Genomic DNA, 23,430 nt, shown 5'->3' with positions numbered 1-23,430 from the left:
GACCCCCATGGAAGGGCACGACATGACCTCTCCCTCCGGCCCGTCGCGTCGCCGGGTGCTCGCCGCCGCGGCCGCGGCGGCGAGCGCGCCGCTGATCGCCGCCGCCCCCGCGCAGGCGGCCGGCCCGGCCCGGCCCCGCACCTGGGACCTCACCCTGCTGGGCACGTCGGACACTCACGGCAACGTCTACAACTGGGACTACTACCGCGACGCCGAGTACGACGACAGCAGGCAGAACGACATCGGCGTGGCGAAGCTGGCGACCCTCATCAACCAGATCCGTCGGGAGCGCCGCGGCAAGGCGACGCTGGTGCTCGACGCCGGCGACACCATCCAGGGCACTCCCCTGGCGACGTACTACGCCAAGCAGGAGCCGATCACCGAGACCGGTGTGAAGCATCCGATGGCGCGGGCGATGAACATCATCGACTACGACGCCGTGACGCTGGGCAACCACGAGTTCAACTACGGCCTGCCGCTGCTGGACCTGTGGATCCGCCAGCTCGGCTTCCCGGCGCTCGCCGCCAACGCGGTCAACGCGAAGACCGGCAAGCCGGCCTTCCTGCCGTACGTCATCAAGAAGGTCTCCCTCGGCTTCGCCGCGCCGACCCTGCGGGTGGGCATTCTCGGCCTCACCAACCCCGGCGTGGCCATCTGGGACCGAGGCAACGTCGAGGGCAGGCTGCGCTTCGACGACATGATCGCCACCGCGGCGAAGTGGGTACCGGTCATGCGTGCACGCGGCGCGGACCTCGTGCTGATCTCCGCGCACGGCGGCGACAGCGGCACCTCCAGCTACGGCCCGGAGCTGCCGAACGAGAACCCGGTGGCGCTGATCGCCCAGCAGGTGCCGGGGATCGACGCGATCCTCTTCGGTCACGCCCACAACGAGGTGGTGGAGCGGTTCGTCACCAACGAGCGGACCGGCGCGCAGGTGCTGCTCTCCGAGCCGTCGAAGTGGGGCCAGCGGCTCACCCGGATGGACTTCACCCTCGCCCGTGAGCGTGGCCGGTGGACGATCACCAAGAAGGCCGCCAGCATGCTCAACTCCAACACGGTGGTCGAGGACCCGAAGGTCCTCGCCGCGGTGCGGGCCCAACACCAGAAGACCGTGGCGTACGTCAACCAGGTGGTCGCCCAGTCCACGGTGGAGTTGTCGGCGGCCGAGTCGCGGTACAAGGACACGCCGATCCTGGACTTCATCAACCACGTGCAGACCGAGGTGGTGGGGGCGGCGCTGGCCGGCACCGCGTACGCCGATCTGCCGGTGCTGTCGATCGCGGCGCCGTTCAGTCGTACCGCGGTTTTCCCCGCTGGCGACGTCAAGATCCGCGACGTGGCTGGGCTGTACGTGTACGACAACACCCTCGAAGCGGTCGTGCTCAGCGGCGCCGAGGTGCGCGCGTACCTGGAGTACTCGGCGAAGTACTTCCGCACCCTCGCCCCGGGCGCCCCGGTGGACCCGGAGCAGATCAGCGACCCGGCGGTACCGGACTACAACTACGACGTCTTCTCCGGCCTGGACTACGACATCGACATCTCCAAGCCGGTGGGTCAGCGGATCACCCGGCTGATCCTGCCGGGAACGGACACCCCGGTCGCGGACAACGCGCAGTTCGTGGTGGCGGTGAATAACTACCGGCGCAGTGGCGGCGGCAACTTCCCGGGCATCGTGAAGAGCCAGGTCTACAACGCGCAGCAGGAGATCCGCCAGTTGCTCATCGACTGGGCGCAGGAGCACGGGACGATCAACCCGGACGACTTCTTCCAGCCCAACTGGCGGCTGGTACGCGAAGGCGTGCCGGTCTTCTGACCGCGGTACGACAGGCGGGCCGTGGGTGGCGACACCCGCGGCCCGTCGCGTGTTCTCAGCCCTGCACGTTCCAGCGCACCGGGTCCTCGGCCTTCTCCGGGCGGTCACGCCCGGGATCGGTTTCGGTCAGCGCGACCCGCTCGTCCGGACGGACGGCGGGCGGCAACTCTCCGAACCGGATGTGGCGCAGGAACGCGTACTCGTCGTCGGTGAACGGCTGCTCGGCCATCGGCGCCTCCCCTGCTCCCCGTCATTGTCCGGCTGCCGAGCGGTCCGGTGCCACCTGTCACGTTGCTGTGGTTTGCGCGTGCCCTTCGGGTGCGGCCGCACACCCCGCGTAAGGCGTCCTAGGATCCTGGGTGATTGATGAAGGCTGGTCGATCAGGCGCGTCGCCCCGGTCAGGGAGCCGCAAAGACCGGCCTGCTTGCGGTCGTCGATTTCCTGGTGGGCGCCGCGGCCCAGGTGGCGAGCGCTCGTTGGGATACGGCGGATCAGCTGTGGGCGTCGGCGAGCGACGGCCGGCGAGGTTCGGGCAGCCGTTCCAGCACCGCGAGCGCCGCCCGGATCGGCCGGCGGTCCAGCATCTCGTCGAAGCTCGCCCGGCCCTGGCAGAACCGGACGAACATCCGCCACCCCGCCGGGGTCGCCAACAGGGCGTGGAACACCGCCGGGCGACGGGTGAACAGATCGAGCAGCCGGAACCCCGCCCGCATCGACGGCACCAGTCGCTCGGCGACCGCCCGCTCGTAGCCGGCCAGGTCCCTGTCGGCGACAGCCACACCGGCCAACTCACCGGAGCGCAGCGCGAAGCTGATGCCCTCTCGGCTCCATGGCTCGAGCAGCCCGGCCGCGTCCCCCACCACGAGCACCCGGCCGTTCCGCAACGGCGAATCCTCCTCGCGGCACCGGGTCAGGTGACCCGAGTCGTGCTCCGCCGGCAACCCGGTCAGCCCCAACCGGTCCACGAACTGCCGCAGGTACGCGCGGGTCCCCTCCCCCGCACCCCGGCCCGCGATCACACCGACGGTCAACCGGTCGCCCTTCGGGAACACCCACGCATAGGAGCCGGGCATCGCGCCCCAGTCCAACAGGAGCCGCCCCCGCCAGCGCTCCTGCTCGGCGGGCGGGACGGGCACCTCCAACTCCAGCCCCAGATCCACCTGCCGGTACCGCACGCCCACGTGCCGGGCGGTCACCCCTGAGGAGCCGTCCGCGCCGATCACCGCACGGGCGGTGAGGGTCGTACCGTCGGCCAGCCGCAGGCGTACCCCCTCAGGGTCCTGCTCGATCGCGCGGACCGCGACCCGCTCCCGCATCTGCGCGCCGGCGGCGACCGCCGCCGCGCGCAGCCGGTCGTCGAACTCCTCGCGGCGCACCATGGTCAGCACCGGACTGCCGTTGCCACGGGTGAACTCCCGACGGCCGTCGCGGGTGAACGTCACCCGGTCCACCCGGTCGTTCGCGGGCACCTCGATCCGGTCCCGCACGGCCGCCAGCGAGGTGCCGATCAGGCCACCGCCGCAGGTCTTGTAGCGCGGGTGCTCGGCCCGCTCGACAACCAGGGTGCGGACGCCGGCACGGGCGGCGGCGTGTGCCGCGGAGAGCCCGGCGGGGCCGGCGCCGACGACGACGAGATCCCAGACGATCACGGATGCAGCCTAGGGCACCATCCGGCCCCCCCGACCCGGGCACGGCGGGCCGCCGACCGCCCGATCGGGTGGGCATCTTCGGCTACCCAGGGGGTAATCGACGCGGCGCAACCGTCCGCGCTGAGGCGGACGGGTCGAGAAGGAGGCGATCATGCAGCAGGTGCCGCTGTCGGAGATCGAGCAACGGGTGTACCAGGCCGTCACCACCCTCGAAGCACGCGGCCAGGTGCCCTACCCGGATCTGATCGCCGAAGGGTCCGGGCTCACCGAGGAACAGGTGCACGAACCGCTGCACATACTCACCGAGAAGGGCCTGCTGCACCGCGAGGACTCGCCGATGGCCGGCCTCGACTTCGGCCCCCGGTTCTGCGCCCGCCAGATGGCGTGACCCGTCGCTCCACCCGCGACGATTCGCCCCCCGCTGGCCCGGGTAGCGGTCAGGAATGCGTGATCGACCGTCAGCGGGGGGCACGATGAGCACGGCACAACCGCCCCAGCCGGTCGACGCGGCGGAGAACCGCAGACGCTGGCAGGCCGTCGGCGTCGGACTCGTCGCCGCGTTCATGACGCTGCTCGACGTGAGCATCGTCAACGTCGCGGTACCGTCCATCGACCGCGCGCTGCACGCCTCCCCGAGCGACCTGCAGTGGGTCCTGTCCGGGTACGCGCTGACCTTTGGCCTGGTCCTCGTGCCCGCCGGCCGCTTCGGTGACGCCCGAGGCCGGCGCAACGCGTTCGTGTTGGGCATCGCGCTGTTCACCGCGACCAGCGCCCTCGCCGGCCTGGCCACCTCCCCCACCTGGCTGGTCGCCGCCCGGCTACTCCAGGGCGCCGCCGCCGGTGTGGTCAACCCGCAGGTGACCGGGTTGATCCAGGAACTGTTCCGGGGGCCGGAGAGGGCCCGCCCGTTCGGGCTGCTCGGCGCGACCATCGGCATCTCCACCGCCATCGGGCCGCTGCTCGGCGGGCTGCTCATCGCCATCGGCGGCGAGGACCACGGATGGCGGTGGGTCTTCTTCGTCAACGTACCCGTCGGCATCGTCGCGATGATCCTCGGCTGGCGCCTGCTGCCCGAACGCGCCGCGGGACGGGCTGGCCGACGGCGGCTCGACCCGATCGGGGTGCTGCTGCCCGGCGTCGGAGTGGTCCTGGTCCTGCTGCCCCTCGTGCAGGAGCAGCAGTGGCGGACCCCCTGGAAGTGGGCACTCATCCCCGCCGGCCTGGCGGTGCTGGTCGCCTTCGGACTCTGGGAGCGGTGGTACGAGCGACACCGCGAGCCCCTTTTCGACCTGCGGCTGTTCACCTTCCAGTCGTACACACTGGGATCGATCATCGCGCTGGTCTACTTCGGTGGCTTCACCGCGATCTTCTTCATCTTCACGCTGTTCCTGCAGAACGGCCTCGGCTACAGCGCGCTCATCGCCGGCCTGGCCATCACCCCGTTCGCCCTCGGGTCGGCCGCCGCGTCCGCGCTGGGCGGACGCATCGTCAACCGCTTCGGCCGGCCCCTGGTCGCCATCGGCCTGCTCGGCGTGGTGCTCGGGCTGGCCGCGACAGTGCTGGCGCTACGCCTCTGGCCGCACGCCCCCGCACCGTGGGTCACCGCCGGGCCGCTCCTCATCGCCGGCATCGGCAGCGGCCTGGTCATCGCCCCCAACCAGACCCTCACCCTCGCCCAGGTGCCCGTACCCCAGGCCGGCAGCGGCGCCGGCATGCTCCAGACCGGTCAACGCATCGGCGCGGCCGCCGGCATCGCCGCCGTCGGATCGATGTTCTTCTCCTCGCTGGCCGACAACCACGGCAACTGGGCCACCGCCTTCGAGATGTCCCTCCTGCTCGCCACCGGAATCATCGCGCTGGCGCTCGTCGCCGCGCTGATCGACATCTTCCGCAGCCGCAACCACACCAAAACCTGAAAACCTCAGGGGTACGCCGCCAGCCCCGGTCCCGCCGCCAGCCCGGTCCTGCCGTTGCCCAGGTCCCGCCGCTGCCCCGGTCCCGCCATTAGCCCGCTCCCGCCGCCAGCCCGGTCGCGCCGTTGCCCCGGTCCCGGCGTTGCCCCGGTCCCGCCATTAGCCCGGGCCTGCCGTTACCCCGCGCCTGCCGTTACCCCAGTCCCGGCGGCTGCCCGGAGCCACCGGCTGCCCGGGCCAGCGTCGAACCCGTCATGGCGCTGGCGCGCCTGGGTCTGGACATGCCGCTGGCCGGCCCCCCGTGTTCGGGGTGCCGGCCAGCGGTCGGTGTCATACGGGCGGGGTCAGCTGTTCCAGTACTGGCCGACGAGGTCGGCGGCCTGCTGCTCCCACTGGGCGTAGGCGTCCGGGTAGGCCGAGACCTGCACGGTCTGCGCGGCGACGGTCAGCGGCATGTCCTGCCAACCATCAACCTGCTTCAAACCCTTCAGGAACGCGGTGGTGGAGTAGTCGGGGTCGGTGATCTGCTCCGGCGAACCCCAACCACTGGACGGGCGCTGCTGGAACAGGCCCAGCGAGTCGTGGTCGTTACGGTCACCCAGGTGACCCAGGTTCTCCAGCTTCGACTCCTGCAGACTCGTCGCGATCGAGATCACCGCAGCCCGCTCCGGCAGACCAGCCTTCTTCGTCGCGGCGATGATCGCCTTCACGTTCGCGGTCTGCTCGTCGTTGAGGGAGATATGCGACTGCTCGCCCTGCGGCTTGACCGACTGCACGGCCACGGCGACAGGCTTGGCATCCACAGCCGGCGCGGCGGCGTGGGCGGCGATCGGACCGGCGAAGACGCCACCGGCGAACGCGAGACCAGCAACAGACAACACACTCTTACGAATGATCGTGTTCATGAGGGTTAGCTCCTTCGGGGGTAAGAACACCCACCCACCAGGGGGACGGTGGCGCGGGTGTGAGCACCTCGTCCGGCGCTGCACAAACGGGGGAAAGTCTTAACGTCGGCTGCCTACGAGCGGGGGGCTCGTGGCGCCGGGTCCAGATATAACGACCGACAGGCCAGGCTCATTCCGGGGGGCGGCCCATCCACACATCGAACCGGTGCGGCCGGTCGTGGAGGGTGTAACGACCGGCAGGCCGGGGGTCATTCCGGGGTGGCCCGTCGAACCGGTGCGGTCGGTCGTGGGGGATACAACGACCGGGGGCCGGGGGTCATTCCCGGAGGCGGCCCATCCGCTGGCACGGGCGAAACCCATGCGGTCGGTCGTGGGGAATACAACGACCGGGCGCGGCCTGGCATTCCAAACCCCGGTACGGGGCCGGCCAACGGCCGGTGGTACTGCGATCGTCAGGGTATGTAACCCGTCCGGGGCCGCCACCATTCCGGCCCCAGGATGCCGCCGGTCACACCCAGAAACCACCCACGAGCGACATATCACCCAGGCAGGCATGGCTCGGCCCGGCCAGACCGGCCGCTCGGAGATGATCCACTCCACATCGGCGATATCGGTGTATCAACGGCACCGGGATACCCCGATATCGGCGATGCCGAGTCGATCAACCCGCCTTGCCACCGCTGGGCGCTGAGCGCTGGGCGCGGTGCGCGGACGGGGGACATTTACGCCCGCGATCTCCAGATACCCGCCCAAACACCCCAAGCCCGCGCCGTCCACACATCCCACCCGGGCGGCCCACACCCCAACCCAACCCGAGCCGCCCGAACACCCCAAGCCACCGCACGGGTCGGCCCGTGCCAGGACACGGTCACGCCTGACCGGCCCAGAGCCGGACACGGTGGGCCCCTGCCACGTCCCGCCCACGAGGGCGGAGCCCGGACACGCCCACGCCCCGCCCACGAGGGCAGAGCCCGGACACGCCCACGCCCTGGCCCTGTCAACGCCCACGCGCACGCGCACGACGAACCGCAACAGCCGGTCGACGCCGGTGACGATCTCGCGTACGGAGCCGCTGCCGGGTGATGGTCAGAGGGTCGCCGTGCGGGGTCGGATCCGTCGACGTCGTCTTCAACTGCACCGTGACGACGCCACACGGCTGGGTCGACGGTACGGACGAGGCTGGCGCCCGTCGGAACACTCCGACGGGCGCCAGCCTGAGGTGCGATCCGGGCACTGCCCGGTTGGGGGTGCGGATCAGTGCGCGACTCCACCGAGGCGCTGGCGGCGACGCCAGGCCAGGGTCAGCAGCAGCATGATCGCGCCGGCACCGACGAGGCCGCCGCCGAGCTTCATGGGAGTACCGATGCTGTCACCGGTGACGGGCAACGGCTGCTTCTTGTCCAGCACCCGCAGTTCGGCGCTGGCGGACCGGTCCCGGCCGCTGGCGGTGAAGGTCAGCAGACCCGTCACCGACGGCCGGTAGCTCTTGGTGAAGCTGCCCTGGGCGTTGGTGCGCGCCGTGAAGGTCAGCGGGGCGCTCGCCTGGTAGGCGACCGGGGCCATGGCCACGGTGCTGCCGTCGCTGCGGCGGGCCGGCGCCTGGCCGCGGGCCGGGGCCGCCAGCGGCGTGACGGTCACCGAGATCGTGACGGTCTCGTTCCCGCGGAAGCCGGTGCCGGTGAGCACGACCGTCTCGCCGAGGTAGATCGTCGGCCGGTTGACCGTCAGCGAGGTGAGCTGCGGCGTGTACGGCGGCGGCTGGGGTGGGTCCGTGGTCGCGGACGGCGTCGGCTGCGGCGCTGCCGCCCCCGCTGCGGTCGGCACGGCCACCACGGCCAGACCGACCGTGAGCGCCATGATGATGCGGGATAGCCGCATGATTGGTTCCCTCCTACTGGTCACATCGTGGTGCGGAATGAACTTGGGTGGTCCATGGGCTGGCTGTCGGCGTCAGCCACAGCTCGGCCTGCCCGACGCTGGTTTTGGCGGTCAGGACCGTCATCTCCAACGTCCGCTCGGCGCCGGGGCCGACCTCGAGGTTGGCCGTGGCGACCTGGCGGCGTCGTTCGGTGCCGCTTCCGAGCGCGGTGTCCGACCCGTCGAGCCGGGCGTCGAGCACTGCGCCCCCTGCCGGGCTGAAGACCGACACCAACGTGCGAGCGGTGTACGGATCACCAGCCATGCCGAGGCCGAGGACGGACTTGCTGAGTCCTGACTTCGGCGCCGTGGAGCGCAGGGTGACCCGCAGCCGGAGCTCGCGGCGGCCGTCGGGCCGGCATTCGCCGACTGTCAGGTTCGCCGTCGGCCGCAGGTAGTAGCCGAGCTTCGCGCCGCTGCCGTCGTTGAGGAAGACGCCGACCGTCGGCACGGTGTCCTGTTCCGGGAGCGTCCCGGCCATCCGGCTGTCGCCGAACGTCCGTTGTTCTTCCGGTCGGGCACTCCAGAACAATATCCGGCGTTCGGTGATAGCACGGTCGAATGCGGACAACAACACCCGTGGGTTGACATTCTTCGTAAAGAAGGCGTCGAACACCGCAGCGGCGGACGCGGCGAAGAACTCGTCCTGCTGCTTCACGTCCAGCCGCTGGTAGCTCTCGTTGAGCAGGGTCTGCACGACCTTTTCGCTGGCCAGTGACACTCCGCCGGGCACCGTGACCGGGCCGGTCGCCTTGAGCAGGTACGACAGCACCACCGGGTCCACGGCGAGCACGCCGTCGACCGTGGTGCCGGTCCTGCGCCGGAACATCTCCCGGTACAGGGCCGCGGCGGTCGGGAAGTGCGGGGTCAGGTTGACGTCGGCGGGGTACATGCCGGGCAGATCGGTCCAGAGGGCCCGGATTTCGGCGGACAACTTCAGCGGCGGCACGAACCTCTCGAGCGAGGAACTGCTGCCCTGCCGGCCCATCCGGACCGAACCCTTGTCGGCCTCGATCATCGCGTACGCGCCGAACATGCCGCCGGTGGCGCGCAGCTCGGCCAGGTTCTGCGAGACCAGCAGGTATCGCCGCGGGCCGTTGGCGCCGAGCAGCGGCGGCAGCAGCCGGGCGCCCTGGTCGGCGGCGGCGGTGAGGCTGGCCAGGCGGTCGATCTCGCCACGCAGGTCGGTCAGCGCCTGCCGGATCTGGCTGACCAGGCGGTCGGCGGGCACGGCGGCCAGGTCACGGCGTGTGGTCTGCACGGCGGCGTCCGCCCGGGACAGCTCGGCGGAGACCGCGGTGAGCTTCGCCAGGTCCAACCGGTTTCCGGAGGGCACCAGGCTGGTCAGGTCGGCGCGCAGCAGGGTGGGGAACGCCTGCCGGGCCAGCTCGTCGATGGCGACCGCGATCCGCCGGACCGCGTCGAGGTCGTCGCCGGCGAACGGGGTACGGCGTCCGACGTGCCAGCTCGGGTCGGCCGTGGCGGCGCGAGCGGCGCCGGCCTGCTCCTGCAGGGCGGCCAGGGTGCGCAGGGCGCGGTCGGTGTCCCCGCCCACCACCTGCGCGCTCAACTCCCGCGCCAGGCCGGCGGCGTTGAGCAGGTGAGTACGCGCCTGCCAGCCACGGAAGCCGACCCATCCGCCGCTCGCCAGCAGCAGCGAGCCGACCACCAGCGCACCGAGCAGAGCCCGGCGCAGGCGCGCCCGTCGGCGCCGCCGGGATCGGCTTCGCCGTCGACCTGGCCGTTCGCTCTCCGTCACAAGCACACTCCGTTTCGCGGAATCGGACAGTAGGCCTGATTCCCTGACGTTCTTAACATGCTGCGGGCAATCTCGTACCGTTATGGCATTTATGGCCTATTACGCGAGGTTTCCTCGCGGCTCCTCGGCGGGCTGCGGAACCCGGCCGGCCGCCTCGTGCAGCAACCGCTCGATCCGATCCACCCCGGCCGGCAGGGACATCTCCCGCAGGTACGCCTCCCGGCCCCGGCGACCCATGTCGACGCGCGTCGGCGGCGGGATGGTGGCGGCCAACCAGAACCGGTCGGCCAGCGCGGCCCAGTCCTCCGGCGGGCAGGACAGCCCCGCTCGCGCACGTTCGACCAGTTCGGCGGTGTCACCACCGGCCGAGGCCACCACCGGCACGGCGCAGGAGAGCGCGGCCTGCAGCTTGGCGGGCACCATGCCGCGAAGCTCCGGCAGGTCGCGCAGCATGACCAACTGGTAGTCGGCGGCGGCGTACAACTCGGGCATGTCGACCGGGGACCGTCGCTCCAGGAAGCGGACGTTCTCCGCGCTCAACTCGGCGGCGAGCCCCCGCACCCGCCGCTCGTCCGCGCCCGAACCGACCAGGACCAGGTCCATCGTGCGGTCCAGCGCCGCAGCGGCCCGTACCGCCGTCTCCAGCCCCTGACGGGCGCCGATGGTTCCGGCATGCATGACCACGCAGCGGTCGTCGCGGCGGACCAGTTGGCGGGCCGCCGCTCCGGGCGTCGCCGGGTGGAAGATCCGCTCGTCGGTCCAGTTCAGCACCAGTCGGACCCGGGCCGGGTCGGCGCCGGCGGCGACGACCAGATCCCGCATCGAGGGCGCGGTCACCGCGACCCGCGCGGCGGTCCGGTAGATCCGGGTCATCGCGGTGCCCATCCGCGCCGACCAGCGGCGGTCGTTCGCCTCGTCGGCGCCGTCGCGCGCCCAGACGTCCTGCACGTGCAGCACCGCCGGCACCTTCGGCAGCAGCCGCAGCACGGCGGCGGTGGCGAACGTGGTGGCCGGTAACTGGAAGACGTAGAGCACGTCCACGTCGCCCAGGAACCGGCGCGCGGCCAGCGAGGCGCTGCCGGCGAAGGAGAGATAGCTGGCCATCCGCGCGCCGGTGGAGCCGGCGCCGGCGGAGTATCGCGGCACCCGCCGGACGGACAACCGTTGACTGTGCGTCTCGTGGTGCCAGCGCTGCCGCCAGCCCGGATAGACGTGGCCGCCGGGGTAGTCCGGGAAGCCGGTGAGCACCCGGACCTCGTGACCCCGCGCGGCCAACTCCTCGGCGAGGCTGCCCGGGATGAAGGCCGGCTCGGGCGGGAAGTGGTAGGACAGGATGCCAACCCTCACCGTGCCACCGCCGTCGGCCGCGCAACGGCGTCGCTCGGCGCGGCACCGCGCCGGGCGGGCACCCGGCCCGCGTACGATGCCAACAACCCCTCCCCGCGCGGCCACCGGCGTCGACGCACCGCCCCCGCGGTGCGGCGGCCCGCGTCCGCACCGACGAGAGGGCCACCGATGGTCGACCACGTGCTGTTCGTCTGCCACGCCAACCTGTGCCGTTCACCGATGGCGGAGTACCTGGCGCGGCGGCTGCTGGCCGACCGCTCGGTGCTGGTGTCCAGCGCTGGCACCGACGCGATGGACGGCATGGCCATGCATCCGTACGCCCTGGAGATCGCCGCCGAGAACGGCGCCGACCCGACGGTGTTCGCCAGTCGGACGCTGCGCCCAGAGCACCTGGCCGACGCGACGCTCGTGCTGACCGCGACCCGCCGGCAACGCTCCGTCTGCACCGCGCTGGCGCCCGGCGCGCTGCACCGCACGTTCACCCTGCGGCAGTTCGGCCGGTTGGCGGCGGCGGCCGAGACCCCCGCCGAGCCAGCCGGCGACCCGCTGCGGGCCGCGATCGTCGCCGCCGCCAACGCCCGGGGACGGCTGCAACCCGCCGCCCCGGATGCCGACGACCTGCGGGACCCGATCGGCGGCACCGCCGCCGACTTCCGACGCTGCGCTGAGGAGATCGAACGGTCGCTACGACCCCTCGCCGCGCTCATCGGGGCAACCGGGTGAGTTCCTGGGTGCGGTCGCTGACGCCGTTGACTCCGGCGTCCTCGCTGTGCCGGGCGGACGTGGCCCGGTCGGCCGGCACCGACGGCTTGACCGCGGACGCGACCACCCGGTAGGCCTCGTACTGGTAGGCCTCGGCCTTGGCCACCTTGGCCATGTTGAGCACGCAGCCGAGCAGCCGCACCGACACCGAGTGCAGCGAGCGGGCCGCCGCCGCGACCTGGGCCCGCGAGGTGCGGCCCTGCTGGCTGACCAGCAACGCGCCGTCGGCCTGGACGGCCACCACGACACCGTCGGTCACCGCGAGCAGCGGCGCGGTGTCGATGATCACGATGTCGGCCGACTCGCGCAGAGCGAGCAGCAGATCCGCCATCGCCTTGGAGCCAAGCAGTTCGCTCGGGTTCGGTGGGGCGGAGCCGCTGGGCAGCACGAGGAGCGACTTGTCGCCCCAGCGCTGCACGACGTCACCGACCAGCACGTCACCGACCAGCACGTCGGTGAGGCCGACCCCGGCGTCCAGGCCCAGGTACTCGTCGACCTTCGGGCGGCGCAGGTCCGCGTCGACCAGCAGCACCCGCCAGCCCGCCTCGGCCAGCGCGATGGCCAGGTTGCAGGAGAGCGTGGTCTTGCCCTCGCCCTGCAACGCGCTGGTCACGGCGATGACCCGGGCCGGCTCGTGCACGTCCACGAACCGCAGGTTGGTACGCAGCTTGCGGACCGCCTCGGCGCGTGCCGAGGTCGCGGCATCACCGACGATCAGCGGGGCGGTGCGGGCGGTGCTCTCGAACGGAATCTCGCCGAGCAGCGGGCTGCCGGTGGCGCGTTGCAGACCGGCGGAGTCCCGCAGCCGGATGTCGGCGACGCCGCGCAGGATCGCCAGGCCGATGCCGAGCACCAGACCGAGCAGTCCACCGAGGACGAGGTTGCGCACCGGCTGCGGCGACACGGGGCTCGCGCTGACCCGGGGGCCGCTGACCACCTCGATCTTGATCGGCGCCTTGCCCTCGGGCGTCGTCTCGACCTTCTGCACGAGGTCGACGAACTTGGCGGCGAGGGTCTCGGTGACCCGCAGCGCGCGGGTCTGGTCGGTGTCGGTGACCGACGCGCGCAGCAGGACCGTGCCGGTCTCAGTGGAGGTGCTCACCCGACGCTGCACCTGGTCCGCGGTGAGCCCGACGGGGGTCTCGGCCACCACGCTCTGCGCCAGGCGGTCACTGGTGAGCAGATCGGCGTACGACTTGACGCGCTGCTGCAGGAAGAGACCACCCTGGTAGGCGTCGGTGACGCCCGAGTTGGGAGTGGTGACGAAGAAGGTCACCGAGGCGACGTACCGGGGCTGGGCCCGTACGGTCAGGAACGCCGAGACGCCCAGGGCCACCATGACCGTGACCAGTACGACCCACCAGTGCCGACGCACGTGGCGCAATTGGCGGAGCAGGTCCATCAGGTGCGCCTCCGTGCCGGTCCGGTTACGCCAAAGAACTTCACGAAAACCCCCAAGGTCGTTTGTTAACTCGTGAAACCATTAAAGCGGCTCATACGCCTTATGTCCGGAGTTACGTATTTTCGGCGGCGCTAGGTGCGCTCGCATGCCCAACCCGGAAGACGACCATTCGGCAGCGGTGACAGCGCGGAAAAGTCCACAGCCGATCTGACGGCAACCGCACCCATCCGCGCCGACGACCGGAGGCCGATCGACGCCGGTCAACACGGGTGCCCGCGCTCCTCGTCCCCCCGCGGCCCGGATAGGGTCGAGCACGGTGTGCCGGGAAGTCTGGTCGGCGATTGGCCCCCTGCCGTCCCGATGCCCGAGGTGAACCCGCCAGATGCCCGACCGCACCCCGCTGCCCGATCGGCCGTCCGACCGTCCGCGCGCCCGGATCCTGACGCGATCGTCCTGGCCCGAGGCCCGACACCTGGCCGACGTGCTGCGCACCGAGACCGTCGGCGGCGCCCTGCTGCTGGTCGGGGCCGTACTCGCGCTGGTCTGGGCGAACTCCCCGTGGGCCGCGTCGTACACCCGGCTGTCGAACTGGGTGCCCTGGCCCGGCGGCGAACGCTGGCACCTCGACCTGACGCTTGCCACCTGGACCGCCGACGGCCTGCTGGCCATCTTCTTCTTCGTGGTCGGCCTGGAACTCAAGCGTGAGTTCGTCGCCGGTGACCTACGGGACCCGCGACGCGCGGCGCTGCCGGTGGTCGCGGCCCTCGGCGGGATGGCGCTGCCCGCGCTGATCTACGTGGCGGTCATCCTGACGGCGGGCGGTGACGGTCTCCGCGGCTGGGCGATTCCCACCGCCACCGACATCGCGTTCGCGCTGGCCGTACTCGCGGTGGTCAGCTCGCACCTGCCCCAGGGCCTGCGCGCTTTCCTGCTCACCCTCGCCGTCGTCGACGACCTGTTCGCGATCACCATCATCGCCGTCTTCTACACCGCCGACTTCCACCCGCTGCCTCTGCTCGCCGCGCTCGCGCCGATCGGGCTCTTCGCGTGGCTGGTGCAGCGCGGTCGTACCTGGTGGTGGGCACTCATCCCCCTCGCGCTGGCCACCTGGTCCCTGGTCCACGCCTCCGGGGTGCACGCCACGGTGGCCGGCGTCCTGCTCGGCTTCACCGTGCCGGTGCTGGCCCGCCGACGCGTGGGCGCAGCCCCGGCGGGCGACGACAGCGGGCAGGTCGGCGGGCTCGCCGCGCGCCTGGAGCACCGTTGGCGGCCGGTGTCAGCCGGCATCGCCGTACCGGTCTTCGCCCTGTTCGCCGCCGGCGTGACGCTGCGCGGCACCGACCTGGGCGCCCTGCTGACCGAACCCGTGGTGATCGCCATCGTCGCCGGCCTCGTGCTCGGCAAGAGCATCGGCATCTTCGGCTCGACCTACCTGCTGGCCCGGTTCACCCGCGCCGAGTTGGACGAGGACATCACCTGGCCCGACCTGCTCGGTATCGCCCTGCTGGCCGGCGTCGGGTTCACCGTCTCGCTGCTCATCGGCGACCTGGCCTTCGGCGCCGGCAGCACGGCCGACGACCGGGTCAAGGCGGCCGTGCTGGCCGGTTCGGTGATCTCCGCCGGCCTGGCAGCCATCGTGCTGGTCCGGCGCAACGCCGCGTACCGGCGGGTGGCCGAGCGGGAACGGCTGGACGCCGACGGCGACGGGGTGCCCGACGTCTTCCAGGAACCGGGCCGGGGCTGACCGCCGCCGCGCGGGCGCCGGCGTTGTGGTCATCCCCCGGCGGTGCCCTGCTTCGCGGCTGCCGGCGGCCGGTGGTGATCGTCGGCGCTGCCCGGCCCGGATCCTCGACTCGACCACGAGGGTGCGGCGCTCATGGCCGCCGCGAGCAGTTGGCGCAGCGCGATGATCGCCGCCGCGGCGGCCAGGCCGCTCCAGGTCGGGGTGCCGGCGAGGCGCAGCAGGCCGGCCGCCGTCAGCAGGTCCAACAGCACCCGGACGGCGGAGCGGGCCGCGCGGGCGCTGAGCACCGTGACCACACCGGCCAGCAGCGCGAGGGCGGTCACCACGTCGACCAGTACGGCGATCACGTCCCGCGCTCCCCGTCGGCCACCTGCCGCTGCTCCTGACGGATCTCCCGGCCCAGGAAGTAGTTCAGCGCCGTCCGGATCGTGGCGATCGCCGCCAACTGACCGATCTGGGTGAACGACGGCGACACGGCGGTGCGCAGCACGTCCGCCGCGAGCTGGAACTCCAGGCCGAGGGTCAGGAACCGGCCCAGGGAGAGCCGGATCGGGGTGAAGACGGCGGCGGTGCGGTGTCGCAGCCCCTCGACCACGAACCGCACCGCCGCCCAGAGCGCACCCACGAAGATCACCAGTGCTCCGGCGACCTCCACCACAGCGACCAGCACCTCGTCGCCCTGGCGTAGCAGCTCCGCCGGCTCCACCCGGAGCCGTTACCCGCCACCGGGGCGGGTAGTCGGTGCTCAGGTCAGGTCGTTCACCGCCTCCAGGATCAGCCAGAGACCCGAGATGGCGAAGAGCACCGCCGCGCCGTACTTGATGGTCTTCTCGGGCAGCCGGCGGCCGAGCATCCGGCCGACGAGGATGGCCAGCGCGTCCGCGGCCACCATGCCGACCGTGGAGCCGAGCCAGGTGCCGAACCAGCCGTACTGGGTGGCCAGGGTGATCGTCGCGAGCATCGTCTTGTCGCCCAACTCGGCCAGGAAGAACGCCACCGAAACCGCCACGATGGCGGTCTTGCTGGTCTTCTCGGCCTTGCGCTTCTCCTCCTCGGTGAGCTTGTCACCGCGCAGCGTCCACGCGCCGAAGCCGAGGAACGCCACACCGGCCACCAGGGAGATCCACTCCGTGGGGAGCACAGCGCCCAGACCCGAACCGATGGCGACCGACGCCAGGTGCACCACCGCCGTGGCGATGGTGATGCCGATCAGCACGGGCATCGTCTTGAACCGCGTGGCGAAGGTCAGCGCCATCAGCTGGGACTTGTCTCCCAGCTCGGCGACGAAGATGACGCCGAAGCTGACGACGAGCGCGGCGAAAAATCCCTCCATGACGTCCTTTCCCGATCATGCCGGGAGGAGGTACGGGGCGCCCTCGACCCGGCTGCAACAGCCTGAGTCGAAGGTCTCGCCCGCCTCGGATAACCGAGGCCGCGTGGCCGGATGCGGAACGCACCAGTATGTCGACCACGACATTGGGGGCTACTCCCCTTCGCGCGACCAGCCTAGCCGATCACCAACCGACCCGACGGGACGGGTGAGCAGCCTCAACGCGCCCGGGCGAGGCTCACCCCGAACAGCCCTCGCGGGTCGGTCCAGAACTCCGACACGGCGAAGCCCGCACCCGCCAACTCGGTGGCGATCCCCTCCGGGCGGAACTTCGCCGACACCTCGGTGCGCAGCTCCTCCCCCTCGGCGAACTCCACGGTCAGGTCCAGCACCCGGACCCGCATCGGCCGCGTCGCCCGCAGCCGCATCTCGATCCACTCGTGGCCCGGATCCCAGCACGCGACGTGCGCGAACGCCTCCGGGTCGAAGTCAGCGCCCAACTCCCGGTTGATCACGTGCAGGACGTTGCGGTTGAACTCGGCGGTCACGCCGGCCGCGTCGTCGTACGCGGGCACGATCACCGACGGGTCCTTCACCAGGTCGGTGCCGAGCAGCAGCCAGTCGCCGACCTCCAGCGCGGCGCGCATCGCGGCCAGGAACTCGGCCCGCTCGGCCGGCAGCAGGTTGCCGATGGTGCCGCCGAGGAACACCACCAGCCGCCGACCGCCCGCGGGCAGCCGGTCGAGCTGCCGGGTGAAGTCCCCGACGATGCCCCGGACCCGCAGCCCCGGATAGTCGGCGGCGATCTGCGCGGTCGACCCCAGCAGCGCGCTGACCGACACGTCGAGCGGGACGAACGTGCCCAGCCCGCCCTGGCGGGTGAACGCGTCCAACAGCAGCCGGGTCTTCTCCGACGAGCCCGAACCGAGCTCGATCAGGGTCTTGGCACCGGTCAGAGTCGCGATGTCGTCGGCGTGTTCGGCCAGCACCACCCGCTCGGCCCGGGTCGGGTAATACTCGGGCAACCGGGTGATCTCCTCGAACAACTCGCTGCCCCGGGAGTCGTAGAACCACTTCGGCGGCAACCACTTCGGCTCGGCGGTCAGCCCGGCCCGGACGTCCTCGCGCAGACCATGCTCCACATCCTGCTGCTCAAGGTAGATCTCCAACGGCTCAGCGGTCATCGGTCCTGCCTCTCTGCTTCGTCAACACGTGCCCGACCGCCCGGCTCACCGGGCCGGCAGTGGGCGTACCCGCACCTCGTCCGCCGTGGCGGTGACCAGGTGCCCCTCCGGCACCGACCGCCACCCCGGGTCGTCGTCGTGTGGCTCGGAGGCGAGCAGCACCGAACCCGGCTGCGCACGCACCGACAGCGCGTGCCCGGACACGCTCGCCACCACCCGCCGCCCATCGGTGAGCAGCAGGTTCAACCGCGACCCCGGAGCCGCCGCGGCCACGTCGGCCACCGTCCGGGCGACTGCCTCCGCCGGGTCGTCACCGGCGCGCAGCCGATGCCGGACCAGCGCCCACAGCAGCGCCGAGTCGGTGGCGGCGTCCAGGGTCAGCAGGTCACGCACCGGCAGGCCTGCGGCGAGCGGCACCACGGCGTCCGGCCAGCCCCGGACCACACCGTTGTGGCTGAACAGCCACCGCCCCTCGGCGAACGGCGCGGCGGCGCCGTCGAGCACCGCCATACCGACGGTCGCCGAGCGGACCGCGGCCAGCACCGCGCCGGCGCGGGTCACCGCCGCGAGATCGGCGATCGTCGGGTCACTCCAGATCGGCTGGGCACGCCGGTACCGCACCGGATCACCGTCGCCCGGGTACCAGCCGACGCCGAACCCGTCGGCGTTGATCGTGCCGCCACCACGCATGTCGCGCGGCGCCCACGACTGCCGCACCAGCGAGTGCTCCGGGTCGAACAACAGCTCGGCCAGCGTGACCGGCGGGCCCAGATAGGCCAGGTGGCGACACATCAGCGCGCCCCACCCGCCACCCGGTCGGCCCGGCGACCGCTCACCGGCGCGACTCGTCCGGGCCGGCGTCGCGGGCGCAGCGGAAGCCGCTGAAGATCTGCCGTCGGATCGGATAGTCCCAGTTACGGAAGGTGCCCCGACAGGCCGACCGGTCGGTGCCGAACGAGCCACCGCGCAGCACCCGGTAATCGCCGCCGAAGAAAACCTCCGAATACTCCCGGTACGGGAACGCGGTGAAACCCGGATGACCGGTGAAGGTGCTCGACGTCCACTCCCACACATCGCCGATGAGCTGGTGCACGCCCAGCGGCGAGGCGCCGGCCGGGTACGCGCCCACCGGCGCCGGCCGCAGATGGCGCTGGTCGAGGTTGGCGTGCACCTCGGTCGGGTCGTCGTCACCCCACGGGTAGCGCCGAGACCGCCCGGTCGCCGGATCCCACCGCGCGGCCTTCTCCCACTCCGCCTCGGTCGGCAGACGCTTACCGACCCACGTCGCGTACGCCTGCGCCTCGTACCAGCACACGTGCACCACCGGCTCGTCGGCGCGGACCGGATCCCACCGGCCGAAGCGCCGGTACGCCCAGCCGTCGCCGTCACGACGCCAGTGCATCGGCGCGTCGAGCTGCTCCCGGACCCGGTGCGCCCAGCCGGCCGCACTCCACCAGCGCGGATCGGAGTAGCCGCCGTCGGCGATGAAGGCCTGATACGCGCCGTTCGTGACCGGTGCCGCGTCGATGACGTACGCGGGCAGGTCGACGCGGTGCGCGGGGCGCTCGTTGTCCAGCGCCCACGGGTCGGCGTCGGTGCCCATGACGAACTCACCGGCCGGCACCAGCACCTCCCCGCCGACGCGGGCGGTCGGCTCGGGCGGCGGCGGGGCGTGCAGCACCGCCGGCCCCGAACGCAACTGGTGGGTGGCGAGCATCGTCTCGTCATGCTGCTGCTCGTGCTGGACGATCATGCCGAAGGCGAACCCGTCGGCCACCAGCGGCCGATCCGTGAAGCGCACCGCGTCGAGCAGGTCGTGCACCTTGTCGCGAACCGTGCCCAGGTAGGCACGCGCCTCCGCGGGCGGCAGCAGGGGCAGCGCGGGGCGATCACGGCGGGGCTGCTTGAACGCGTCGTACAACTCGTCGATGTCGCACCGGACCGGCTCCCGGCCGCCGACATCGCGGACCAGCCACAACTCCTCCTGGTTGCCGACGTGCGCCAAATCCCAGACCAGCGGCGACATCAGCGGCGAGTGCTGGCGCATCAGGTCGGCGTCGTCGACCACCTCGGTCAACAGGGTCGTACGCGAGCGGGCACGAGCCAACTCCGCCGCGATGCGGCCACGCAACTGCTCACCGTCGGCCTGCCCCGCCAGGCTCGCGCTCACCGCGATCTCCCTCGTTCCCGACTGCGGGGCTCGCAACCCCGGCTCACTCCTCGCGGTCACCGCGACGCCATCCGCTCCCGACTGCGGGGCTCGCAACCCCGGCTCACTCCTCGCGGTCACCGGTCTCCCCTCTCTGTGGCGGCCAACCGCCGCCGTACACCTCGGTGGATCTCGTCGTGGATGGCGGCCGGCAGCTCCAGCCGGGGCAGTGCGGTCAGGGCCAGCTCGAGCAGCGCCGCCGCGGTGGCGGCCAACTCGGGGTCGGCCAGGCCGTGCCGGGCCGCGGCCGACCATCGGTGCGCCGCCGGAGCGCCGATCGTGTAGGCCGCCCGCACCGTGCCGGGGTCGGCGAACAAGGCACTCAGCACCGCCAGCGGAAGGCGCCAGTCCCGGCCGGGTTGGGCGTCCAGATATCGCAACTCCAGGTAGCCGCGCGGGCGTACCGGCGGAAAGAGCGTGCTGACGTGGTAGTCGAGGTCGTCGGTGGTCGGCGGGTCGGGCAGCGCCCCGTCGAGCCAGTCGGCGAACGTCACGCCGGGCGGTGGAGCCCAGTCGGAGCTCTGGCGACGCAGGCAGAGCAGCGGCGCCGCGAGGACGTACCGAATCCAGGTGGCCGACGGGTCCTCGTCGGCGCGGCCCGGCGCCCAGACCGGCCGGGTGCGGGCCGGGTCGATGGCCAACCAGGCGGCCATCCGCGCGGAGGCCCAACCGGTGCGCCGGCCCGCGTGCCGGTCGGCCGAGGCGAACGCCGCGAGCAACGGCGGCCCGACCGCGTGGGCCGCCGCCCAGCGTGCCGCCACCTGGTCGGGCTCCCCAGCGTCGAGACAGACCTGCAGGCCGGCGGTGCTGTACATCATCGTCCGGCCGGCCGGACCACGCCTGTCGAAGGCGCCGCGCATGGCGCGGTAGCGGGGAGTTTCCAGCACCGGGCGGGGCCGACGGTGTGGGTCGATGCCGCTGCGGCCGAGAATCAGGCCGGCGGCGGCCAACAGGCCGGTGACCTGGGCGATGTCGGCCTCGGTGGCCTGGATCAGCGCGGCGGTCGAGGAACGCGGCGGGGTGGAGATCTCCAGCTGACCGCCCGGCTCCAGGGTCACCGCGCCGCCGTGTCGCAGCGGCTCGGCGGGGCTCGTGGCGTCCAGCGTGACGGGGCTGTGTCGGCCCAGTGCCGCCCGCAGGCGCCCCAGGTCGACGGGCCGAGCGGGATCGTCGGCGTCGTGCACGGTCCATTCCAGTTCGACACCCGTGCGTGTCGGTGGGCCGGTCTTGAAGCAGATCCGGGCGAGATGCCGGCCTGCGGCAGCGGACTCCCGCAGGATCGCGCCGCGGTCCAGCTCGGGCGATGTCACCACCAGTGGTGCCTCCTCTCCGTGCGTCAGGTCCGAGACACTGTGCCACCGTAAACCCGCCCTGCGACACCGTCGGGGCGTCGACGACGCCACCAACCCCTGTCTAACAGACGAATTTCCCCCCGCAGGGCGGAACGAACCGCGCCGACCACCGCTCAGTGCGGGACATGCCCCGCCGGTTGCGACGGCTTGACCTTCGCCGATCCGGGCGGGTTCGACGACTCGGACGGCTCCGCCGAGGGCGCTGGCTTCGCCGGGCCGGGCTTCGCCTCGGGCACCAGCCGCTGGCAGTACGCCTCGATCGCACCGGCCCCGCCGGCGGCCTCCACCAGCCGCTGGAAGGCCGGCGTCCGCAGGGCCTTGTCCCGCTGCGCGGGCTTCTTGGCCTGCCAGGCACGGCACAGCCCGCGCAACTGGCCGTTCGGCGCCGCCCCGGCCGGCGGTGTGGCGGGGGTCGACGGCGTGCCGGACGGCCTGGCCGGCGGCGCCGACCGGCTCGGCGCGACGGGCGGGGTCGTCTCGGTGCCACCGGAGGTGGGTGGCGCGCTGGTGGGTGTCGGCGGATCCGGATCCGGTGCCAGGTCCAGGCCGGCGGCGGCGAACGCGGCGCCTGCCGTGGCGGTGACCGCCAGCGCCCCGATCCAGGCCAGCGCGCCGGTGGTCAGTCGGCGGCGACGCGGTCGGCGGGCCACGGCCGGCGCGGCGGCGGAGGCCCGGGCGGCCCGGAACGCGGCGAGCGCGGCCTCCTCGCCGGCCAGTTCCCCCGGTCGAGCCGGTGCGGCGGCGGCGGCGAGCAGCCGGGCCAGCGGGTCGGCGGCCGACGCGGAGTTCCGCTCCGGCACGGCCTCCGAGGCGCCGGCCGTCGGCGGGTCCACGCCCGCGCGAGGGTGGGCCGGCGTGGCAGGGCCGCCGGCCCCGCCCTGGTCGACCGTCGCGTCGGCGCGGGCCGCGTCGAGCCGCCGTTCGGTTTCGGCGCGGCCGGAACGCCGGTCCGGCCGGTACGGGTTGATCCGGAATCTCCTCATGTCAGCCGTCCACCTGCTCGGCCTGCGACGTCCGGCGGGAGCGACCGGTCCGCGGTGCGACACCGTCGGCGCCGACCGCCGGGACCGCGCCGGCCAGCGGGATGACGCGTGTGCCGTCCGCGCCGGCCAACGGGGTCGTGACGTCGACGCCCGACGATGGCGGGGCGTCGGCACCCGGCGACGGGGCGTCGGCACCCGGCGACGGCAGGTCCGCGACCGCCTGCCGGTCCAGCAGGGCGGCGAGTCGTCGCAGGCCACGGTGGGCGGCGGTCCGGACAGCGCCGGCGCGCCGGCCCAGCACCCGGCCGGCGGACTCGGCGTCCAGCCCGACCACGGCCCGCAACAGGACCGCCTCGGCCTCGCGGGGCGGCAGGGTCGCGATCAACGCCAGGGCGGCCTCGGTGCCGATCGTCTCGCCCGCCCGCTCGGCGGTGTCCGCGTCGCCGGCCAACTCGGTGAGCGCCTGCACCGGAACCGGAAGCGACGGTCGTCGGCGCAGCCGACGCAGGTGGTCCATCGCGCGGTTGCGGGCGATGGTGACCGTCCAGGCGCGGAACTCGCCGCCGGTGAAGCTGGGCAGGTCGCGGGAGATCTGCAACCAGGTCTCCGAGGCGACGTCCTCGGCATCCGCGCCGACCAGGGCGGTCAGGTAGCGCAGGAGGCCCGGCTGGAGGCTGCGGTAGAGGATGCGGAAAGCGTCCTCGTCCCCGGCCTGGGCGGCGGCGACCGTCTCGGAGAGCTCGGCGGTCATCCGCGGCTCAAGGGTCGTCCGGGACCAACCTGCCGTGCCCCCCGTACGGCGCGAACCGGCGGCCGGACCAGCTCCCGCACCCGCACCGCCCTCCGCCGAATCCGATCCCGCCCGCCTCCGGGTCGGCCGGGCGGAGTGTCAGGGCCAGCGCCATGGTGGTCAGCTCTCGACGCGCTGCCCGCCGGGGCGGCCCGAGCCGGGCTAACGGTAGGAGCGGACCACCGGGGCGACAAGTCGGCACCGTGTCACGGATGAGTGACAATTCTCAAGCCAGTGGGGCGGCGTGCCGCCGTAACGGGCGATCAGCGGCGGACGCTCCGCGCGCTGGTGACGGCGGTCGGTGGTGATCACGCGGGGGTACGAGCAGCCGTGACGGGTTTCGTCACGCGGTGTCGCCACGGCGTTACAC

The 23,430-nt window shown here is 72.4% G+C and carries 21 protein-coding genes; 5 read left to right on the top strand and 16 right to left on the bottom strand.

Going from position 1 to position 23,430, the window contains the following annotated elements:
• The first annotated feature begins 22 nt into the window (after positions 1-22).
• Positions 23-1,813, top strand: coding sequence for a 5'-nucleotidase C-terminal domain-containing protein (locus ABZ808_RS04715; protein WP_357000912.1), 1,791 nt, complete (start codon positions 23-25; stop codon positions 1,811-1,813).
• A gap of 55 nt (positions 1,814-1,868) precedes the next feature.
• Here ABZ808_RS04715 and ABZ808_RS04710 read toward each other — a convergent pair whose 3' ends face one another.
• Together ABZ808_RS04710 and ABZ808_RS04705 are read right to left on the bottom strand one after the other, a co-directional pair.
• Positions 1,869-2,042, bottom strand: coding sequence for a hypothetical protein (locus tag ABZ808_RS04710; protein ID WP_167524833.1), 174 nt, complete (start codon positions 2,040-2,042; stop codon positions 1,869-1,871).
• Between the two features lie 263 nt (positions 2,043-2,305).
• Positions 2,306-3,463 (bottom strand): geranylgeranyl reductase family protein, encoded by a 1,158-nt coding sequence (locus ABZ808_RS04705; RefSeq protein WP_357000910.1) that lies wholly within the window; start codon positions 3,461-3,463, stop codon positions 2,306-2,308.
• Between the two features lie 151 nt (positions 3,464-3,614).
• Here ABZ808_RS04705 and ABZ808_RS04700 point away from each other — a divergent pair, with 151 nt between their 5' ends.
• Positions 3,615-3,851 carry a hypothetical protein gene (locus ABZ808_RS04700; protein WP_357000907.1) on the top strand — a complete coding sequence of 79 codons (237 nt, stop codon included), beginning with the start codon at positions 3,615-3,617 and terminating at the stop codon, positions 3,849-3,851.
• 55 nt (positions 3,852-3,906) lie between these two features.
• Positions 3,907-5,379, top strand: coding sequence for an MFS transporter (locus tag ABZ808_RS04695; RefSeq protein ID WP_357000905.1), 1,473 nt, complete (start codon positions 3,907-3,909; stop codon positions 5,377-5,379).
• 341 nt (positions 5,380-5,720) lie between these two features.
• Here ABZ808_RS04695 and ABZ808_RS04690 read toward each other — a convergent pair whose 3' ends face one another.
• From ABZ808_RS04690 to ABZ808_RS04675, 4 genes are all read right to left on the bottom strand, one after another.
• Positions 5,721-6,281, bottom strand: coding sequence for a hypothetical protein (locus ABZ808_RS04690; protein ID WP_357000903.1), 561 nt, complete (start codon positions 6,279-6,281; stop codon positions 5,721-5,723).
• 1,254 nt (positions 6,282-7,535) lie between these two features.
• Positions 7,536-8,159 carry a hypothetical protein gene (locus tag ABZ808_RS04685; protein ID WP_357000901.1) on the bottom strand — a complete coding sequence of 208 codons (624 nt, stop codon included), beginning with the start codon at positions 8,157-8,159 and terminating at the stop codon, positions 7,536-7,538.
• Between the two features lie 13 nt (positions 8,160-8,172).
• Positions 8,173-9,957: a DUF4012 domain-containing protein gene (locus ABZ808_RS04680; RefSeq protein ID WP_357000898.1), complete on the bottom strand. Its 1,785-nt coding sequence runs from the start codon at positions 9,955-9,957 to the stop codon at positions 8,173-8,175.
• Positions 9,958-10,056: 99 nt separating this feature from the next.
• Positions 10,057-11,304 (bottom strand): glycosyltransferase family 4 protein, encoded by a 1,248-nt coding sequence (locus ABZ808_RS04675; protein WP_357000895.1) that lies wholly within the window; start codon positions 11,302-11,304, stop codon positions 10,057-10,059.
• 168 nt (positions 11,305-11,472) lie between these two features.
• On the opposite strand from ABZ808_RS04675, the gene ABZ808_RS04670 reads away from it, so the two are divergent.
• Positions 11,473-12,027, top strand: a complete 555-nt coding sequence (locus tag ABZ808_RS04670) for a low molecular weight phosphatase family protein (RefSeq protein ID WP_357000893.1) — start codon at positions 11,473-11,475, stop codon at positions 12,025-12,027.
• Here the strand turns inward: ABZ808_RS04670 and ABZ808_RS04665 are convergent.
• On the bottom strand, positions 12,008-13,468 hold the full coding sequence (locus ABZ808_RS04665) for a polysaccharide biosynthesis tyrosine autokinase (RefSeq protein ID WP_357000890.1): 1,461 nt from the start codon (positions 13,466-13,468) through the stop codon (positions 12,008-12,010). The two genes, ABZ808_RS04670 and ABZ808_RS04665, sit on opposite strands and share 20 nt — an antisense overlap.
• 382 nt (positions 13,469-13,850) lie before the next feature.
• Here ABZ808_RS04665 and nhaA point away from each other — a divergent pair, with 382 nt between their 5' ends.
• Complete coding sequence (gene nhaA / locus ABZ808_RS04660; protein WP_357000887.1) at positions 13,851-15,212, top strand: Na+/H+ antiporter NhaA; 1,362 nt, start codon at positions 13,851-13,853, stop codon at positions 15,210-15,212.
• Positions 15,213-15,241: 29 nt separating this feature from the next.
• Here nhaA and ABZ808_RS04655 read toward each other — a convergent pair whose 3' ends face one another.
• The 9 genes from ABZ808_RS04655 to ABZ808_RS04615 form a co-directional block, all read right to left on the bottom strand.
• The gene (locus tag ABZ808_RS04655) at positions 15,242-15,559 is read right to left on the bottom strand and encodes a hypothetical protein (protein WP_357000884.1); all 318 of its coding nucleotides are present in this window, start codon (positions 15,557-15,559) and stop codon (positions 15,242-15,244) included.
• Positions 15,556-15,918 (bottom strand): DUF1622 domain-containing protein, encoded by a 363-nt coding sequence (locus tag ABZ808_RS04650; protein WP_357000882.1) that lies wholly within the window; start codon positions 15,916-15,918, stop codon positions 15,556-15,558. Before ABZ808_RS04650 ends, ABZ808_RS04655 begins: the two co-directional genes overlap by 4 nt.
• Before the next feature lie 39 nt (positions 15,919-15,957).
• A complete protein-coding gene (locus ABZ808_RS04645) occupies positions 15,958-16,545 on the bottom strand; it encodes a TMEM165/GDT1 family protein (protein ID WP_357000879.1) in 588 nt (195 codons plus the stop codon).
• A gap of 215 nt (positions 16,546-16,760) precedes the next feature.
• Entirely contained in the window at positions 16,761-17,726 is a 966-nt protein-coding gene (gene egtD, locus ABZ808_RS04640) for an L-histidine N(alpha)-methyltransferase (RefSeq protein WP_357000877.1), read from the bottom strand.
• Positions 17,727-17,771: 45 nt separating this feature from the next.
• Positions 17,772-18,518: an ergothioneine biosynthesis protein EgtC gene (gene egtC / locus ABZ808_RS04635; RefSeq protein WP_357000874.1), complete on the bottom strand. Its 747-nt coding sequence runs from the start codon at positions 18,516-18,518 to the stop codon at positions 17,772-17,774.
• 40 nt (positions 18,519-18,558) lie between these two features.
• Positions 18,559-19,896: an ergothioneine biosynthesis protein EgtB gene (gene egtB, locus ABZ808_RS04630; RefSeq protein ID WP_357000871.1), complete on the bottom strand. Its 1,338-nt coding sequence runs from the start codon at positions 19,894-19,896 to the stop codon at positions 18,559-18,561.
• 116 nt (positions 19,897-20,012) lie between these two features.
• The gene (gene egtA, locus ABZ808_RS04625; protein ID WP_357000868.1) at positions 20,013-21,248 is read right to left on the bottom strand and encodes an ergothioneine biosynthesis glutamate--cysteine ligase EgtA; all 1,236 of its coding nucleotides are present in this window, start codon (positions 21,246-21,248) and stop codon (positions 20,013-20,015) included.
• 152 nt (positions 21,249-21,400) lie between these two features.
• Entirely contained in the window at positions 21,401-22,270 is an 870-nt protein-coding gene (locus ABZ808_RS04620; RefSeq protein ID WP_357000865.1) for a hypothetical protein, read from the bottom strand.
• A 1-nt stretch (position 22,271) separates the two neighbouring features.
• Positions 22,272-23,021 carry an RNA polymerase sigma factor gene (locus ABZ808_RS04615; RefSeq protein WP_357000863.1) on the bottom strand — a complete coding sequence of 250 codons (750 nt, stop codon included), beginning with the start codon at positions 23,019-23,021 and terminating at the stop codon, positions 22,272-22,274.
• Positions 23,022-23,430: the final 409 nt, after the last annotated feature.

Origin of the sequence: Micromonospora sp. NPDC047527 (assembly GCF_040643015.1) — a bacterium.
Taxonomy (GTDB): Bacteria; Actinomycetota; Actinomycetes; order Mycobacteriales; family Micromonosporaceae; genus Micromonospora.
The sequence above is the reverse complement of the archived record's forward strand: the minus strand, read 5'-3'. Positions and strand labels throughout refer to the sequence as shown.

Bases quoted from the DNA above. Each gene is read 5' to 3' on its own strand.
- nhaA (WP_357000887.1), top strand. From the start codon at position 13,851: ATGCCCGACCGCACCCCGCTGCCCGATCGGCCGTCCGACCGTCCGCGC.
- ABZ808_RS04665 (WP_357000890.1), bottom strand. From the start codon at position 13,468: ATGGACCTGCTCCGCCAATTGCGCCACGTGCGTCGGCACTGGTGGGTC.
- ABZ808_RS04710 (WP_167524833.1), bottom strand. From the start codon at position 2,042: ATGGCCGAGCAGCCGTTCACCGACGACGAGTACGCGTTCCTGCGCCAC.
- ABZ808_RS04700 (WP_357000907.1), top strand. From the start codon at position 3,615: ATGCAGCAGGTGCCGCTGTCGGAGATCGAGCAACGGGTGTACCAGGCC.
- ABZ808_RS04715 (WP_357000912.1), top strand. From the start codon at position 23: ATGACCTCTCCCTCCGGCCCGTCGCGTCGCCGGGTGCTCGCCGCCGCG.
- egtC (WP_357000874.1), bottom strand. From the start codon at position 18,518: ATGTGTCGCCACCTGGCCTATCTGGGCCCGCCGGTCACGCTGGCCGAG.
- ABZ808_RS04685 (WP_357000901.1), bottom strand. From the start codon at position 8,159: ATGCGGCTATCCCGCATCATCATGGCGCTCACGGTCGGTCTGGCCGTG.
- ABZ808_RS04645 (WP_357000879.1), bottom strand. From the start codon at position 16,545: ATGGAGGGATTTTTCGCCGCGCTCGTCGTCAGCTTCGGCGTCATCTTC.
- ABZ808_RS04620 (WP_357000865.1), bottom strand. From the start codon at position 22,270: ATGAGGAGATTCCGGATCAACCCGTACCGGCCGGACCGGCGTTCCGGC.
- ABZ808_RS04615 (WP_357000863.1), bottom strand. From the start codon at position 23,021: ATGACCGCCGAGCTCTCCGAGACGGTCGCCGCCGCCCAGGCCGGGGAC.
- ABZ808_RS04690 (WP_357000903.1), bottom strand. From the start codon at position 6,281: ATGAACACGATCATTCGTAAGAGTGTGTTGTCTGTTGCTGGTCTCGCG.
- egtD (WP_357000877.1), bottom strand. From the start codon at position 17,726: ATGACCGCTGAGCCGTTGGAGATCTACCTTGAGCAGCAGGATGTGGAG.
- ABZ808_RS04670 (WP_357000893.1), top strand. From the start codon at position 11,473: ATGGTCGACCACGTGCTGTTCGTCTGCCACGCCAACCTGTGCCGTTCA.
- ABZ808_RS04695 (WP_357000905.1), top strand. From the start codon at position 3,907: ATGCGTGATCGACCGTCAGCGGGGGGCACGATGAGCACGGCACAACCG.